We start from the raw sequence: 15,864 nt of genomic DNA, 5'->3' as shown, positions 1-15,864 counted from the left end.
CCACCACTCACCGACATCGAAGGCGGTCGGTCACGACGGTGCGGTCTCGGCTCCGAGGAGCGCCTCCGCGTCCGCGGGTGCGGTCCACCACTCGAGCTCCGGGTACCGCTTGAACCACGAGACCTGACGACGCGCGTAACGGCGGGTCAAGGCTTGCGTCTGAGCGATGGCGGCGGCTTCGTTCAGACTCCCGTCGAGCTGGGCCAAGGCCTGCGCATAGCCGATGGCTCGCGGAGCGGTGACACCACGCTCGAGGCCGTGCTCCCGCAGGCCTGCGACCTCTGCGACGAGACCGGCCTCCCACATCCGCTCGACGCGGGCATCGAGGCGAGGCACCAGGTCGGCGCGATCGACGTGCAGGCCGATCACCCGTGTTCGCGGGTGCCACAGCACAGGCCTTTCCGGCAAGGCGGCGCCGTGTGTACTGCTCCCCTGCTCGAGGACTTCGAGGGCGCGGATGACGCGGCGGCTGTTTCGCGGGTCGACCTTCGCCGCCGCCGCAGGATCCTGGGAACGGAGACGCTCGAGCAGTCCGGCGAGGCCTGCGGACTCCAACTCGCGCTCGAGGCGCTCACGGATCGCAGGGTCTCGTGGCGGGAAGTGGAACTCGTAGACGACGCTCGACACGTACAAGCCGGATCCACCCACGAGGATCGCGTCCCCGCCGCGCCGGTGGATCGCACCGATCGCCTCTCGCGCCACCGGCTGATACCAGGCCACCGCCGCTTCGTCGGCGACCTCACGCACGTCGAACAGGTGGTGCGGGATGCCGCGCCGCTCTGCCACGGGCAGCTTCGCGGTTCCGATGTCCATGCCACGGTAGAGCTGCATGGCGTCGGCGTTCACGATCTCGGCCGGGTTGCCCCGAGCACGCAACGCCTCCGCGAGATCGAGCGCAAGCTCGCTCTTCCCGGTGCCGGTCGCCCCGACGATCGCCCAGAGGCGCGGGTCGCTCACACTCCGACGCGCAGCGTGGGAAGGCCGAGCGAGACCGGTCGCGGGCCGCCCTCTGCCGCGGGCGTCGGGACCGCGCAGGACTCGGCCTGCCCGCGATCCCACGCGTCGCCGCCGCGGGTCCGACGGATGCGCAGCGGAGCGCCGGTCGGGTCATCCGCGAGCAGGTGGAACGGTGCGGCATGGGTCACCGTGACCGTCACGACGTCGCCCGGCCGCGGAAGAGCCGAACCGTCGGTCACCTCGAAATGCACCAGCCGGTTGTCTTCGGCGCGGCCAGTGAGCCGGTGGGTCTCCGCGTCTTTCTTTCCTTCGCCGGTCGAGACCAGCACCTCGACCTCGCGACCGACCTGCTTCTGGTTCTCTTCCAGGGAGATACGCTCCTGCAGGGCGATCAGTCGGTTGTACCGCTCCTGCACGATCTCCTTGGGCACCTGGTCCTCCATCGTGGCGGCAGGAGTGCCCTCGCGGATCGAATACTGGAAGGTGAACGCGGCGGAGAATCGTGCCTGTTCGACGACGCGCAGTGTGTCTTCGAAGTCCTCGTCCGTCTCGCCCGGGAATCCGACGATGATGTCGGTGGTGATCGCCGCGTTCGGGATTCGTTCGCGGACCCGATCGAGGATTCCGAGGAACCGCTCGCTGCGGTACGAACGACGCATGGCCTTGAGGATGCGGTCGCTTCCGGACTGGAGCGGCATGTGCAGCTGCGGCATCACGTTCGGCGTCTCGGCCATCGCATCGATCACGTCGTCGGTGAATGCCGCGGGGTGCGGACTGGTGAACCGGATCCGCTCGAGTCCGTCGATCTCGCCCGCCGCGCGGAGAAGCTTGCCGAACGCCTGACGATCGCCGAACTCGACCCCGTAGGAGTTCACGTTCTGCCCGAGCAGAGTGACCTCGATCGCGCCGTCATCCACGAGGAGACGGATCTCGTTCAAGATGTCGCCAGGACGACGATCCTTCTCCTTGCCGCGCAGGCTGGGGACGATGCAGAAAGTGCAGGTGTTGTTGCAGCCCACGGAGATGGATACCCAGCCGCTGTGCGCGGAGTCGCGCTTCGTCGGCAGCGTGGACGGGAAGACCTCGAGCGACTCGAGGATCTCGAGCTCGGCATCACCGTTGTGGCGTGCGCGCTCGAGGAGGCCGGGCAGTGAGCCCATGTTGTGGGTTCCGAACACGACGTCGACCCACGGAGCCTTGTCGAGGACGGCCTGCTTGTCCATCTGCGCCAGACACCCGCCCACCGCGATCTGCATGCCGTGCTTGCGTCGCTTCACCGAGGCGAGGTGCCCCAGCGTGCCGTACAGCTTGCCGGCGGCGTTGTCTCGCACGGCACAGGTGTTGATGATCACCACATCGGCTTCGGCGCCGTCGAGCGCACGCACATAGCCGGCGCTCTCCAACGAGCCGGAGAGCCGTTCGGAGTCATGCACGTTCATCTGACACCCGAAGGTGCGGACTTCGTAGGATCGCTGTCGCCCGTCGTCGTCGACGGCCGCCGACGACGCACTGATGATCGTCGGTTCACTGCGCGGAATAGTCATGATCAACCCATTGTACGAGCCGATTCCACGCGTGTGCCGCGTCGGGATCTCAGTCCGAGTCGACGAATCGGACGCCCGAGGTCGCCCTGCCGAACGTCGCCTCCTGCAATGCCGTCTTCGCCGCCTTCATCGCTGTCGATCCGTTGTAGCCGCGACGCGAGAGCTGCCCCATCAGACGCCGAAGCGCCGTGTCGTGGTCCAACCGGGCGAGCGAACGAGCCTTGCTCCGAGCGAACTCGAGAGCGCGTTCGTCGTCATCGTCGGGTAGCTCATCGAGCGCGACGTCGATAACCTCGCGCGGGATGCCCCGCTGGGCCAGCGCCCGGGAGAGTGCGACGCGCCCCTGCCCCTTCCGCTCTACTCCCGACGTCACCAGAACCTCGGCGAGAGCGGCATCGTCGAGGTAGCCTCTGCGTCCGAAGTCTTCGATCACCTCGTCGATCGTGGCGCTGTCGAGCTCGTGTCCCCGCAACATCTGACGCGCTTCGGAAACCGACAGCGAGCGGGATCGTAGCTTCCGTACGAGCGACTCCTCGGCCGCGGTACGGGCCTCGTCCCGATCAACCTCGTCGCCACCCGACGCCTCGTTGGATGTGTCGAGCGCACGGAGACGGGGTCCGGAGCTCGCCTCGCCTGCTCGCCCGGCTCCCGGTCTCGCAGATGCTCCTCGGGCGGGATGGCGGTCACTGGGCGTGCCCGCATCGGACGTCGTCCCGAGCGCGGATCCGCGAGACGGAGTGTCCCACGTCGATCGCCACGCTCCGGCGTCGTTCGTGTGGCCGGGCTCGGCTTCCGAGACCACGTCGCTTCCTGCCGCAGCGCTCCGGCCGGGGTCAGCCTGAGGGCGAGCACCGCCGAAGAGAGGAATGATGGGGGCGATCCGCTCGGAATCGCCCCCACGTGTGTCATTCATCAGGCCGGACGACGCTCGGCGAGCTCGTCAGCGGCGTCAGGAGCGACGAGCTGCGCACCGATACCGAGCTTCTGCTTGATCTGCGTCTCGATCGCGAGAGCGATATCGGGGTTGTTCAGCAGGAACGTACGGGCGTTCTCCTTGCCCTGCCCGAGCTGGTCGCCGTCGTAGGTGTACCACGAGCCCGACTTCTTGACGATGGCATGCTCGACGCCGAAATCGATCAGGCTGCCTTCGCGTGAGATGCCGACGCCGTAGAGGATGTCGAACTCCGCCTGCTTGAAAGGCGGAGCCATCTTGTTCTTCACGACCTTGACCCTGGTGCGGTTACCGACAGCGTCGGTCCCGTCCTTCAACGTCTCGATACGACGGATGTCCATCCGGACGGACGCGTAGAACTTCAATGCCTTACCACCGGCCGTGGTCTCGGGCGAGCCGAAGAAGACACCGATCTTCTCGCGGAGCTGGTTGATGAAGATCATCGTGGTGTTCGTCTGGTTCAGGCCACCGGTCAGCTTGCGAAGCGCCTGCGACATGAGTCGAGCCTGCAGACCCACATGCGAATCACCCATCTCTCCCTCGATCTCGGCGCGCGGCACGAGCGCGGCGACCGAGTCGATGACGATCAGGTCGATCGCCCCGGATCGAACGAGCATATCGGCGATCTCGAGCGCCTGCTCACCGGTGTCGGGCTGCGACACCAGGAGCGCGTCGATGTCGACACCGAGCTTCGCTGCGTAGTCGGGGTCGAGAGCGTGCTCCGCGTCGATGAAGGCCGCGATACCGCCGGCGCGCTGTGCGTTCGCGATCGCATGCAGCGTCAGCGTGGTCTTACCCGAGGACTCCGGTCCGTAGATCTCGACGATTCGACCACGCGGGAGTCCGCCGACGCCGAGGGCGACGTCGAGCGCGATGGAGCCGGTCGGGATGACCGCAACGGGGGCGCGCTCATCACTGCCCAGCCGCATGACCGAGCCCTTTCCGAACTGACGGTCGATCTGGGCGAGGGCGGTCTCGAGGGACTTCTCGCGGTCTGCGGGTGATGGCATGATGTGCTCCTTCTGCGCGCGTGGTGCCGCCTGTAGGCTGTCGCGGCCCTCCCGGTTGGGAGTGACTCTCCGACAAGGCGTATGGCTCTTCGGCTTGTTCTCCACCGTACGAGGGGCCACCGACATCGTCTCGGCAAACTCACGTTCGGTGGACAATCACAGCTCTGAACCACCTGTGCAGAAGACTACGCTCTCTTCGAACGAATATTCGACGACACGCCGCCGATCGCACACCGTGTGCCGTAACCCGCGGACATCGCCGACGGAGTCAGTGCCCGCGCGGCTCCAGACGGCCGACACCGTGACGCCGGCTATCCGGGACGTCCATCTCCACGCACAGTGCGAGCCAGATCTCACGGGGCGGTGTCCCGTCGGCCAACGCCTCGAGCGCCGTGCGACCACGAAGAGCCGAGAGTGCGAGATCGTTCACCAATGACGATGCTCGTGCCTGGAACTCGGTGTCGACCGCGCGCAGAAACTCGCTACGACGCATCGTTCACTCCGGCACCCTGCTCAGTGCAACGAGAGCTGAGGCTCGACCGACGCCACGAGGTCGTCCGGAACGACGTCCGGGAAGACCTGGATACCCTCGAGAACCGAGATGCGGTCTCCGACCTCGCGCATGATCGTCGAGATGGGCACATCGAGAGCATCGGCGACGGATGCGAGGATCTCGCTCGACGCTTCCTTCTGCCCACGCTCGACCTCACTGAGGTAGCCGAGCGCAACCGACGCCTTGCTTGCAACCTGCCGGAGCGTGCGCCCCTTCTGCAGGCGGAAGTCCCTCAGCACATCGCCGATTTCCTGTCGTACAAGAATCATCGGAACCTCCTCCCCGTGTGGTCGTTCGGGGTCTCCCCCGATAGGACAGCCAGTCTAGTACGCCTGGCCTGCACGAAATCTACCCCTGCACTCTGTGGTTTGAATGTGAGCACATCATTGATAACCAGACCGGGGCGGACACTATTCCGCGACCAGGTCGAGCAGTGCTTCGAGCGCCGCAGCCACCGTCTGCGCCCGGATCGAATCCCGGTCGCCGCGGAAGCGGAATTCTCTCGCCTGCGCTCCGTTCGGCGTCACGATACCGATGTGCACGGTACCGACGGGCTGTCCGTCCGGCGAATCCGGTCCCGCGATGCCGGTGGTGGACACGCCGACATCCGCGGGCCGATCGTCTACGCTCACCACTCGCCGCACACCCCCGGCCATCTCCAGCGCGACCTGGGGGTGCACCGGACCGCGCCGGGCGAGAAGCTCGGCGTCGACGCCGAGCACCGTCGCCTTCACCGAGGTCGCATAGGCCACGACACCGCCGAGGAGAACGGCGGAGGCTCCGGGGACGGAGACGACCTCTGCGCACAGCGCCCCGCCGGTGAGAGACTCCGCCACTCCCAGTGTCCACCCGCGTTCGTCGAGCGCCGACAGAACGGCGGCGGCGCTCGTCTCGCTCATGCCCTCTTCTGCCGCGATCCGCGCACCTGCGCCACGATGTAGTCGATCCCACTCGCCACGGTCAGCAGCAAGACGATGATCATCAGGATGAACGTCACCAGTGTCCATGCTTCGAGACCGATGAGGACGTGCAGGGGAAGCAACGCCCATCCCAGGGCCACGCCCTGGAACGCCGTCTTGATCTTGCCCATCCACGCGGCCGCGACCACATGCTCGCTCGCGACCATCAGACGATGGATGGTGATCCCCCACTCGCGCACGAGAATGATCGCGACGATCCACCAGCTGACCTCGTCGAGGATCGCGAGACCGATGAACCCCGCCCCGGTGAGGAGCTTGTCGGCGATCGGGTCCCAGAGCTTCCCGAAATCGCTGACGATGTCGTATTTGCGAGCCAGGTAGCCGTCGACCCAGTCGGTGGAGATGCCAACGATGAAGATGATCGCGGCGGCCCAGCGCAATCCGGGCTCAGCCAGGCCGTAGGTTCCTCCGAGCAGCAGCAGGACGAAGAACACGACGGCGAGAGGGATCCGCGCGACCGTGATGGCATTGGGCAGTTGCCGGGGGATGGCCATCAGTCACGCCCCGTCAGGCCCCAGGCGTCTTCGTCGCCCTCGGCCTCCACCTCGGGAAGACCCTCGTACTGGGCCGCGATCGGATCATGGGCCGGAGGCATCGGCGGGACCGGCGGGGCGGCAGGTGCCGTCGGCGCGGCGGAGGCGGCAGGAATGTCCTCGCCGCGCAGCTTCGCCATCACCTGCGGCAGCTGCTCAGCCGTGGCCAGCACGTCCCGCGCCTTCGAACCTTCCGAAGGCCCGACGATCTCGCGGGATTCCAGCAGGTCCATCAGGCGCCCGGCCTTCGCGAAGCCGACACGCAACTTGCGCTGGAGCATCGACGTCGACCCGAACTGCGACGAAACGATGAGCTCGGCCGCGGCGAGCAACAGCTCCAGATCGTCGCCGATGTCCTCGTCGACTTCCTTCTTCTTGGTCGGCTCCATCGCCTCCTGCACGTCGGCACGATAGTCCGGGCGCGCTTGGCGGGTGACGTGCTTGACGACGGCGTCGATCTCCTTCTCGTCGACCCACGCGCCCTGCAGTCGGAACGGCTTGGAAGAACCCATCGGCGAGAACAGCGCGTCACCCTGACCGATGAGTTTGTCGGCTCCCGGGCTGTCGAGGATGACCCGGCTGTCGGTGACGCTGGTGACCGCGAACGCGAGACGCGACGGCACGTTGGCCTTGATCAGACCGGTGACGACGTCGACGCTCGGACGCTGGGTCGCGAGGACGAGGTGGATACCGGAAGCGCGCGCGAGCTGAGTGATGCGGACGATCGAGTCCTCCACGTCGCGCGGGGCGACCATCATGAGGTCTGCGAGCTCATCCACCACGACCAGGAGGTACGGGTACGGCTTGAGAACGCGTTCACTGCCCACCGGCAGCTCGACCTCACCGGCCCTGACGGCACGGTTGAAGTCATCGATGTGACGGAAGCCGAACGACGCGAGGTCGTCATACCGCATGTCCATCTCCTTCACGACCCACTGCAGCGCTTCGGCCGCCTTCTTCGGGTTCGTGATGATGGGCGTGATCAGATGCGGAACGCCGGCATAGCTGGTGAGCTCCACGCGCTTCGGGTCGATCAGGACCATGCGCACGTCGGCGGGACGCGCCCGCATGAGCAGACTGGTGATCATGGAGTTCACGAAGCTGGACTTACCGGAGCCGGTCGAGCCGGCGACCAAGAGGTGCGGCATCTTGGCGAGATTCGCGATCACGATGTTGCCGCCGACGTCCTTGCCGACGCCGATCGTCATCGGGTGCGTGCTCTTCTGCGCGGCGGGCGAGCGCAGAACGTCGCCGAGCGCGACCATCTCCTTGTCGGCGTTCGGGATCTCGATCCCGATCGCGCTCTTGCCCGGGATCGGCGAGAGGATGCGGACGTCGTTCGAGGCGACCGCATAGGCGAAGTTGTTGCTCAGCTGCAGGATCTTCTCGACCTTGACGCCGTGCCCGACCTCGACCTCGTACTGCGTGACCGTCGGGCCGCGCGAGAATCCGGTGACCTTCGCGTCGACCTTGAACTGCGACAGCACGCTCGTGATCTGCTCGATCACCTTGTCGGTCGCCTCGGAGCGCATCACGGGAGGCGGCCCTTCGACCAGCAGACCCGGAGACGGCAGGACGTACGGGGTGACGGGAGCCTGAGGACCACGATCCCCCGGGCCCGCGGTCCCGAATCCGTCCAGGCCGGGGAGCTCGGGGACCTCGCCGGTGTCGGACGCGTCATCCAGCAGCGCTGTGTTCTGCTGCTCGGCGAGGGAATCCGCAACGGAGCGCACGTCCGAGAGAACCTCGGTGGCGGCGTCATAAGGATTCTCGACGACGACCGCCTGGTCGTACGCCGGGGTCGGCTCGGACGTCGTCAGCAGCGCGGTGATGTCGTCGGAACCGAGGGTGCCCTCGTCGGGGTCTTCTTCGCGCCCGGACTTGTTCCGCCGCCACCAGGGCAGCACGTCGGGGTCGTCGACCTTGTCGGCGTCGTCGATCGCCGCATCCTTCGCCGGCTTCTCCGGGCGCTCGGCGTCGAACATCCACGCGTAGAGGTCGCCGAGTCGGGAGCCGATGCGGTTGGGAGGGGTCTTGGTGAGGATCAGGATGCTCAGCGCGGCGAGCAGCGACAAGACGATGTAGGCGGGAATGTCGGTGAGGTAGCTGAGCGGCTGACCGAGCATCCAGCCGAAGAGGCCGCCGGATTCGCTCAGGGCGAGCATCCCCTCCCTGGGCTGAGGACCGTCGCCGGCCACGTGGCAGAAGCCGGCTAGCGTCAGGATGAAGAGCCCGAACCCGATACCGATGCGACCGTTGTCATGCACGGACGACGGGTGGCGGAACAGCCATCCGGCCAGCAGAAGCAGAAGCACGGGCATCACGAAGGCGACGCGTCCGATCAGCCCGCCGACGGAGTACGCGCTGATGTTCGCGGCGACCTCGTTGCCGATGAAGAACCACTCGTTGACCGCTCCGAGGACGGCGAGCACGACCAGGAAGAACGGGAATCCGTCGCGGCGATCATCTTTCTCGAGCGTCTCCGGCCCGAACGCGCGGAAGAGTCCGCCGACACCGTGTGCCAATCCGACCCAGGCACGGACGACGATCGGAGGCTTCTCGGCCTCGTCGATGTACTTCTTCGGAGCGGGCTGGGCCTTGGGAGCCGTCTGCCGCTTGGGGCGCGACGGTGCGCTGGTCGACGCGCGCTCTGTCTTCGTGGAACTCCTGGCCATGCTCTCACGTTACGTCCAACAGCCGACATCACCGCGTAATGACGCGGCTTTCCGCGGATCCGAGAGGGCATCGACTAGGTGGTGGCACGGACCATCGTGTCGCGCGCGGAGCCCTGCCCGACCACGACGAAGCCCTCCGCGCGATAGAGGTTGCGTGCGAAGTTGTCCCGTTCCACGCTCAAGCTGATCCGCGAGTGACCTTGGGACCCCGCGAGTTCCACGACACCGCGCAACAAGGTGCGCCCGACACCGCGTGCCCGCCACAGCGGATGCACCCCGATGATCAGCTCCGGGACGGCGACACCCACGAAACCGAATCCGGGCGCATTCTGCGGAAGCACGCGATACCAGGCTGCGCCCACGGGCACGTCGTCCTCACCGGTGGCCACCAGTCCGTCGTCGGCCGACCTCTTCCACCCTGCGAGATAGCGCCGGTGCTCAGCCGACGTCAAGACCTCGTGCCGCGGACGCACTCCCCCGGCACGCCAGTTGGCGGCCTCGACGAGCATGTCGCCGAGGAACATCGCATCCGTCTGCGCCGCCCTGCGGAGGGAGAAACCCCTGTACATGACGTGAGCCTAGGGCGCCGGTGTTACATCGGGATGACGGTCAGCCGTGAGTGGGGAGACGACCCCCTGCACTCACGCTTCGATGACGAGCGGCACGATCATCGGACGACGACGCAACCGCTGGTTCACCCAACGACCGATCGTGCGTCGCACGACCTGCGACAACGCGTGGGTGTCACGGACGCCGTTGCCTGACGCTTCCTTGAGCGCCGCGACGATCTTCGGCGTGACGTCGTCGAACACCGAGTCATCCTCGGCGACACCGCGCGCGTGGATCTCCGGACCGGAGATGATGCGCCCCGTGCCGGCGTCCACGACGACGATGACGGAGATGAAGCCCTCCTCGCCGAGGATCCGACGATCCTTGAGGTCGGCATCGGTGATCTCGCCGACGGTGGAGCCGTCGACGTACACGAATCCGAGGTCGAGCTGGCCGGCGACCTTCGCGACGCCGTCCTTCAGGTCGATCACGGTGCCGTTCGAGGCGATGATCGTGTTCTCCTCGGAGATGCCGGTGTCCTGCGCGAGCTTGGCGTTCGCGATCAGGTGCCGATACTCCCCGTGCACGGGGAGGACGTTCTTCGGCTTGAGGATGTTGTAGCAATAGATCAGTTCGCCGGCGGCGGCGTGTCCGGAGACATGCACCTTCGCATTCGCCTTGTGGACGACGTTCGCACCGAGCTTGGTGAGTCCGTCGATCACACGGTAGACGGCGTTCTCGTTGCCCGGAATGAGGCTGGAGGCGAGGATGACGGTGTCGCCCTCGCTGATCTCGATCGCGTGGTCCAGATTCGCCATCCGGCTCAGCACCGCCATGGGCTCCCCCTGGGAGCCGGTGGACATGTAGACGATCTGCTCGTCGGGTAGGTCGCGCGCCTTCTTGAAATCGATGAGCACCCCGTCCGGCACCTTCAGATAGCCGAGCTGCTCGGCGATCGTCATGTTGCGAACCATGCTGCGGCCGAGGAAAGCGACACGGCGGCCGTTGGCGTACGCCGCGTCGATCACCTGCTGCACGCGATGGACGTGGCTGGAGAAGCTCGCGACGATGACGCGACGAGGTGCCTTCGCGATCACCTGGTCGAGCACGGGGCCGATCGAGCGCTCCGTCGGCGTGAACCCGGGGACGTCGGCGTTGGTCGAGTCGACGAGGAACAGGTCGACACCCTCTTCGCCGAGGCGCGCGAAAGCCCGGAGGTCGGTGATGCGACCGTCCAGCGGCAGCTGATCCATCTTGAAGTCACCGGTGGCGAGCACCATTCCCGCCGGGGTGCGGATCGCCACGGCCAGCGCGTCGGGAATCGAGTGATTCACGGCGACGAACTCGAGGTCGAACGGGCCGACCCGCTCCTGCTGACCTTCCTTCACCGTGAGCGTGAAGGCCTTGATGCGGTGCTCCTTGAGCTTCGCCTCGACCAGTGCAAGGGTGAGGCCCGAACCGATCAGGGGGATGTCGCTCTTGAGCCGGAGCAGATAGGGAACGGCGCCGATGTGGTCTTCGTGGCCGTGCGTGAGCACCACGCCCACGATGTCGTCCAGGCGGTCACGGATGGGCTCGAAGTCCGGAAGGATCAGGTCGACGCCAGGCTGGTGCTCCTCGGGGAAGAGCACACCGCAATCGACGATCAGGATCTTGCCGTCGTACTCGAACATGGTCATGTTGCGACCGATCTCGCCGAGTCCGCCGATCGGGATGACCCGAAGCGTTCCTTCGTCGAGAGCGGTCGGTTCTACCAGGGGAATGGACATGCTGTCTCCTCAGTCGGACACTCCGCGCGTCCGTTCGTTCGTGGCGACGCGACTCAGCGCGTCGTGCCGTGCACCTTCGGCAGGGCACCACCCGCAGCCGCATTGCGGTCGGGTCGGAAGTTCGAGAAGTCCGCACCGGGAACGTTCTGCACGAGGTCGAGCTCATCCTCGATGAGCGCGGCCTCCCATTCCTCGGGGCCGACCAGGGGAAGGCGGACGCGCGGGCTCGAGATGCGACCGAGTCCGTGCAGGATGTACTTCGCCGCGACCGTTCCCGGCACGTGGGTCATCACGGCACGCACGAGCGGCTCCAGACGCTTGTGCTCCGCGGTCGCCGTGGCGAGGTCACCCGCGTTCACCGCATCGATGATCGTGCGGTACGGGGCCGCCGCGACGTTGGCCGTCACGCCGATGAGGCCCGTGGCACCGATCGCGAGGTGCGGCAGCACGTTCGCGTCGTCGCCGGAGAAGTACATCAGGTCGGTCTGGTTGAGCACGCGGCTCACCTCGGAGAAGTCGCCCTTGGCGTCCTTCACGGCGAGGATGTTCGGGTGCTTCGCGAGCCGCAGGATCGTCTCGTACTTGATCGGCACGCCCGTGCGCCCCGGAATGTCGTAGAGGATCACCGGCAGATCGGTCGCGTCGGCGACCAGCCGGAAGTGCGTGAGGATTCCGGCCTGCGTCGGCTTGTTGTAGTAGGGCGTGACGATCATGATGCCGTCGGCGCCGGCCTTCTCGCTGGCCTTGTAGAGCTCGATCGCGTGGGCCGTCTCATTGGAACCACCGCCGGTGATGATCTTCGCGCGCCCGCCCGAAACGGACTTGCCGACCTCGACGAGCTTGAGCTTCTCCGGGTCCGTCAGGGTCGAGGTCTCGCCGGTCGTTCCCGTCACGACGATGCCGTCCGCGCCTGCGGTGATCACGTCATCGATGTGCTTCTCGACAGCGGGCCAATCGACTTCACCGTCGGCCGTCATCGGAGTGACGAGCGCGACGAGAACCTGTCCGAAAGGGTTGCCCGAGTGCGTCATAAGCCCAGCGTATAGGTTCGACCGGTGGTCCCGCGGACGCGGTGACGCAGATGCACCTCTCCTCGGGGCGAACGGGTCCGAGCGCGTCCCCCGGGCCTGCGCACGTCTCTCGTCGACTCCTGTCGGCCTCAGACGCGACCGCGCCGAGCGACGCCGGACGTGAACGAGCGGGGCAGGACACGCGTCAGCGCCACGATCGCCTTGTACCGAAGTGACGGAACGGATACTGCTCTGCCGCGCGCCGCATCGCGCAGACCGGTACGGACGACATCGCGCGCATTCAGCCACATGATCGCGGGCACACCCTCCTCCCCCACGGCCAGCCCCATCCGCTCATGGAAGGACGTGTGCGTGAATCCGGGGCAGAGCGCGGTGACACTCACTCCGTCTCGTGCGTACTCCGCATTCGCCCAGCCGCTGAATCCGATCAGCCAGGACTTGCATGCCGAATAGGTCGACCGGGAGATGAACCCGGCGACGGACGCGACGTTGATGATGCGACCACCGCGCCCGCGCATCGTCTGCAGCGCCGCGTGCATCAGGCGCATCGACGCCTCGACGTGCACGCGGAGGTGTCGCACCTCGTCGTCGATGTCGTTGTCCGCGAACTGCAGCGGCAGACCGAACCCGGCGTTGTTGATCAGGAGGTCGACCGGGTCGGAGGTGTCGCGCAATCGGGCGGCGACGCGCTCGACCTCGCTCTCCGCCGCGAGGTCGGCGACGAGGATCTCGACCGCGACACCGTACTCCGTGCGCAGCTCCGTGCCCAGCGCCTCCAGCGTCTCGGGTGTCCGCGCCACCAGGATGAGGTCAGCTCGACGCCGTGCCAGCTGGCGCGCGAACTCGGCTCCCAGCCCTGCGCTGGCTCCGGTGATCAATGCGGTGGGCATCAGCGCTCGTACCCGAGGAAGCGGTAGCGGACGCCGGTGCGCGATGTCTGCCACTCGCCCTCGTCGACGAGTCGCCAGCCGGTCGTGGCGGGCGCATAGGCGTCTCCGGCGACGTCGATGTCGAGCTCGGTGACCTCGAGGCGATCGGCGTCGCCGATGACCTGACGGAAGATCTCCGCGCCTCCGATGATCCACGCCTTGTCCAGCCCGCGGACTGCTTCGGCGACGGTCGCCGCCCGTCGCGCGCCCTCATGGCTCCAGTCCTGTTGGCGCGTGATCACGATGTTGTCGCGACCGGAGAGCGGGCGGAACCGCTCCGGAAGGGAGTCCCACGTCTTCCGGCCCATCACCACCGGTGCCCCGAGCGTGACGTCCTTGAAGTGAGCGAGATCCTCCGGAACGTGCCAGGGCATCCCGCCCTCCGCTCCGATCACGCCGCCGCGCGCCTCAGCCCAGATCAGCCCGACCCACGTCATACGGCCACCGCCGCCCGGATCGGCGCGTGATGCTGGTAGTCCTCGACGATGAAGTCCTCGTACCGGTAGTCGAAGATCGACTCCGGCGTCCTCGCCAGTCGCAGGGTCGGGTACGCGTAGGGCTCGCGGCTGAGCTGCTCGCGCACCTGCTCCACGTGATTGTCGTAGACGTGGCAGTCACCGCCGGTCCACACGAAGTCGCCGGGCTCCAGGCCGACCTGCTGCGCGATCATCAGGGTGAGCAGCGCATAGGAGGCGATGTTGAACGGCACTCCGAGGAACATGTCGGCGCTGCGCTGATACAGCTGGCAGGAGAGCTTTCCATCCGCGACGTAGAACTGGAAGAGCGCATGACACGGCGCGAGGGCCATGTCGGGGATATCCGCAGGATTCCACGCCGAGACGATCAGACGACGGGAATCGGGCGAGCGACGGATCTGCTCGATGACCTCGGAGAGCTGGTCGATGCTGCCGCCGTCGGGAGTCGGCCAGGAGCGCCACTGCACCCCGTACACCGGGCCGAGATCGCCCGACTCGTCCGCCCACTCGTCCCAGATCGTCACGCCGTTGTCGCGCAGCCATCCGACGTTGGAATCCCCTCGGAGGAACCAGAGCAGCTCGTACGCGATCGACTTGAAGTGCACGCGCTTCGTCGTGATGAGCGGGAAGCCCTTCGCGAGGTCGAAGCGGATCTGCCGCCCGAAGACGCTCGTCGTGCCGGTACCCGTCCGATCCGACTTGTGCGTGCCGGTCTCCACGACATCGCGGAGCAGATCTTCATAGGGGGTCGGAACGGCGGCGCTCATGACAGCCACGATACCTTCCCGCCCCCGTCGCGGGGTGGATCCTCCGCCTTGGAAAGCGCCGTTCGTCATCATCGGAAACATCGACTCCCGATCCCACGAGCGCGGCGTACTCTCGACGCATGTCGCCCGCGCTCGCCCTCGTGATCGTCCTCGGTCTCCTCGTGCTCGCCACGGCGGTCGGGGTCGCGCTTCGTCGGCGCGACGGGCGGCGGCGCGACGGCGGCAGGCTCCGGTTCGATGCCACGGACATCCCCTCGGCAGCACTCGGCTCCCGCGCGACACTGGTGCAGTTCAGCACCGAGACCTGTGCGCGTTGCCCGCAGGTGCGCCGGTTGCTGCACTCCTACGCTTCGGGTGACGACGGGCTCGCGCACATCGAGGTCGATCTGACGCACCGCCCCGACCTTTCGGCACGGTACAAGGTGCTGCAGACGCCGACGACCTTCCTCATCGACGGCTCCGGCACCGTCCACGCACGATTCCACGGTGTCCCCCACCGTCATGCACTCACCGAAGCGGTCGCGGCCGTCTGAGGCGCGAAGACTGGAGCACACATGACCACGCCCGCACGCATAGACCCCCGCGGTCCGCGATTCGCGGCCACGATCACCGCGGCACTGCTGCTCGTGGCCACGTTCCTGGCGTTGACGGGGATATCCACCGCCCAGGCGGGCGCGGCGACGTTCGGCTGGTACGCCTATCAGCCGTCGACCGGCGCGACCTTCGTCCCCGGCGGATGGGCCGTGGCTGGAACGCCCCTCGTTCACCGTGCCCTGGACCGGGGATTCCTGCTCACGGTGATCATCGCCCTGCTGTTCCTATGGGCCCTCGTCTCGCCGAGGACGGCCCCCTGGGGTGCCCTGTTCCGCGCGCTGGTGCGCCCTCGGCTCGCGCCACCTGCGGAGCTTGAAGATCCGCGACCGCCTCGGTTCTCTCAGGGGGTCGGCCTCTTCGTGGTCGGCGTCGGTCTCGTTCTGCACCTCGTCGGGGTCCCCTGGGCGTTGCCGATCGCCACCGCTGCCGCCTTCATCGCCGCCTTCCTCAACGCGGCGTTCGGCTTCTGCCTCGGATGCCAGATGTACCTGCTGCTCCAGCGGGTCGGCGTGATCGGCCGGACAGCCCCCGCAGCGTGATTCCGG

Annotated in this window: 17 protein-coding genes; 2 read left to right on the top strand and 15 right to left on the bottom strand. The window is 66.9% G+C overall.

Annotated features, from left to right (window positions below):
- Window positions 1-30: 30 nt before the first annotated feature.
- From miaA to FGL91_RS12410, 15 genes are all read right to left on the bottom strand, one after another.
- Window positions 31-957: a tRNA (adenosine(37)-N6)-dimethylallyltransferase MiaA gene (gene miaA, locus FGL91_RS12480; protein ID WP_153243956.1), complete on the bottom strand. Its 927-nt coding sequence runs from the start codon at window positions 955-957 to the stop codon at window positions 31-33.
- Window positions 954-2,501, bottom strand: a complete 1,548-nt coding sequence (gene miaB / locus FGL91_RS12475; RefSeq protein WP_047519280.1) for a tRNA (N6-isopentenyl adenosine(37)-C2)-methylthiotransferase MiaB — start codon at window positions 2,499-2,501, stop codon at window positions 954-956. The genes miaA and miaB overlap by 4 nt, the downstream gene beginning before the upstream one ends.
- A 49-nt stretch (window positions 2,502-2,550) precedes the next feature.
- Window positions 2,551-2,976, bottom strand: a complete 426-nt coding sequence (locus tag FGL91_RS19110; protein WP_227991607.1) for a regulatory protein RecX — start codon at window positions 2,974-2,976, stop codon at window positions 2,551-2,553.
- Between the two features lie 437 nt (window positions 2,977-3,413).
- Entirely contained in the window at window positions 3,414-4,463 is a 1,050-nt protein-coding gene (gene recA, locus FGL91_RS12465; RefSeq protein WP_047519284.1) for a recombinase RecA, read from the bottom strand.
- 268 nt (window positions 4,464-4,731) lie between these two features.
- Window positions 4,732-4,956, bottom strand: a complete 225-nt coding sequence (locus FGL91_RS12460) for a DUF3046 domain-containing protein (protein ID WP_153243954.1) — start codon at window positions 4,954-4,956, stop codon at window positions 4,732-4,734.
- Between the two features lie 20 nt (window positions 4,957-4,976).
- The gene (locus FGL91_RS12455; protein WP_026049981.1) at window positions 4,977-5,285 is read right to left on the bottom strand and encodes a helix-turn-helix domain-containing protein; all 309 of its coding nucleotides are present in this window, start codon (window positions 5,283-5,285) and stop codon (window positions 4,977-4,979) included.
- A gap of 141 nt (window positions 5,286-5,426) precedes the next feature.
- Entirely contained in the window at window positions 5,427-5,915 is a 489-nt protein-coding gene (locus tag FGL91_RS12450) for a CinA family protein (protein ID WP_131490872.1), read from the bottom strand.
- Complete coding sequence (gene pgsA, locus FGL91_RS12445; protein ID WP_047519289.1) at window positions 5,912-6,490, bottom strand: CDP-diacylglycerol--glycerol-3-phosphate 3-phosphatidyltransferase; 579 nt, start codon at window positions 6,488-6,490, stop codon at window positions 5,912-5,914. The genes FGL91_RS12450 and pgsA overlap by 4 nt, the downstream gene beginning before the upstream one ends.
- Window positions 6,490-9,204: a DNA translocase FtsK gene (locus FGL91_RS12440; protein ID WP_153243953.1), complete on the bottom strand. Its 2,715-nt coding sequence runs from the start codon at window positions 9,202-9,204 to the stop codon at window positions 6,490-6,492. The genes pgsA and FGL91_RS12440 overlap by 1 nt, the downstream gene beginning before the upstream one ends.
- Window positions 9,205-9,278: 74 nt before the next feature.
- Window positions 9,279-9,773, bottom strand: coding sequence for a GNAT family N-acetyltransferase (locus tag FGL91_RS12435; protein ID WP_131490870.1), 495 nt, complete (start codon window positions 9,771-9,773; stop codon window positions 9,279-9,281).
- A gap of 72 nt (window positions 9,774-9,845) precedes the next feature.
- Entirely contained in the window at window positions 9,846-11,522 is a 1,677-nt protein-coding gene (locus FGL91_RS12430) for a ribonuclease J (protein ID WP_153243952.1), read from the bottom strand.
- A gap of 53 nt (window positions 11,523-11,575) precedes the next feature.
- Window positions 11,576-12,553, bottom strand: coding sequence for a 4-hydroxy-tetrahydrodipicolinate synthase (gene dapA / locus FGL91_RS12425; protein ID WP_047519295.1), 978 nt, complete (start codon window positions 12,551-12,553; stop codon window positions 11,576-11,578).
- A 128-nt stretch (window positions 12,554-12,681) separates the two neighbouring features.
- Window positions 12,682-13,443: an SDR family NAD(P)-dependent oxidoreductase gene (locus FGL91_RS12420; RefSeq protein ID WP_131490867.1), complete on the bottom strand. Its 762-nt coding sequence runs from the start codon at window positions 13,441-13,443 to the stop codon at window positions 12,682-12,684.
- Entirely contained in the window at window positions 13,443-13,919 is a 477-nt protein-coding gene (locus tag FGL91_RS12415; RefSeq protein WP_153243951.1) for a dihydrofolate reductase, read from the bottom strand. Before FGL91_RS12415 ends, FGL91_RS12420 begins: the two co-directional genes overlap by 1 nt.
- A complete protein-coding gene (locus FGL91_RS12410) occupies window positions 13,916-14,725 on the bottom strand; it encodes a thymidylate synthase (RefSeq protein WP_153243950.1) in 810 nt (269 codons plus the stop codon). The genes FGL91_RS12415 and FGL91_RS12410 overlap by 4 nt, the downstream gene beginning before the upstream one ends.
- A 119-nt stretch (window positions 14,726-14,844) precedes the next feature.
- Here FGL91_RS12410 and FGL91_RS12405 point away from each other — a divergent pair, with 119 nt between their 5' ends.
- Together FGL91_RS12405 and FGL91_RS12400 are read left to right on the top strand one after the other, a co-directional pair.
- Window positions 14,845-15,258: a thioredoxin family protein gene (locus FGL91_RS12405; protein ID WP_047519301.1), complete on the top strand. Its 414-nt coding sequence runs from the start codon at window positions 14,845-14,847 to the stop codon at window positions 15,256-15,258.
- 21 nt (window positions 15,259-15,279) lie between these two features.
- Window positions 15,280-15,858 (top strand): DUF4395 domain-containing protein, encoded by a 579-nt coding sequence (locus FGL91_RS12400; protein ID WP_153243949.1) that lies wholly within the window; start codon window positions 15,280-15,282, stop codon window positions 15,856-15,858.
- Window positions 15,859-15,864 lie beyond the last annotated feature (6 nt).

Origin of the sequence: Microbacterium sp. CBA3102 (assembly GCF_007954505.1) — a bacterium.
In the GTDB taxonomy this organism is placed as follows: Bacteria; Actinomycetota; Actinomycetes; order Actinomycetales; family Microbacteriaceae; genus Microbacterium; species Microbacterium aurugineum.
Note: the sequence above shows the minus strand (reverse complement) of the source record. Positions and strands in the feature narration are given on the sequence as shown.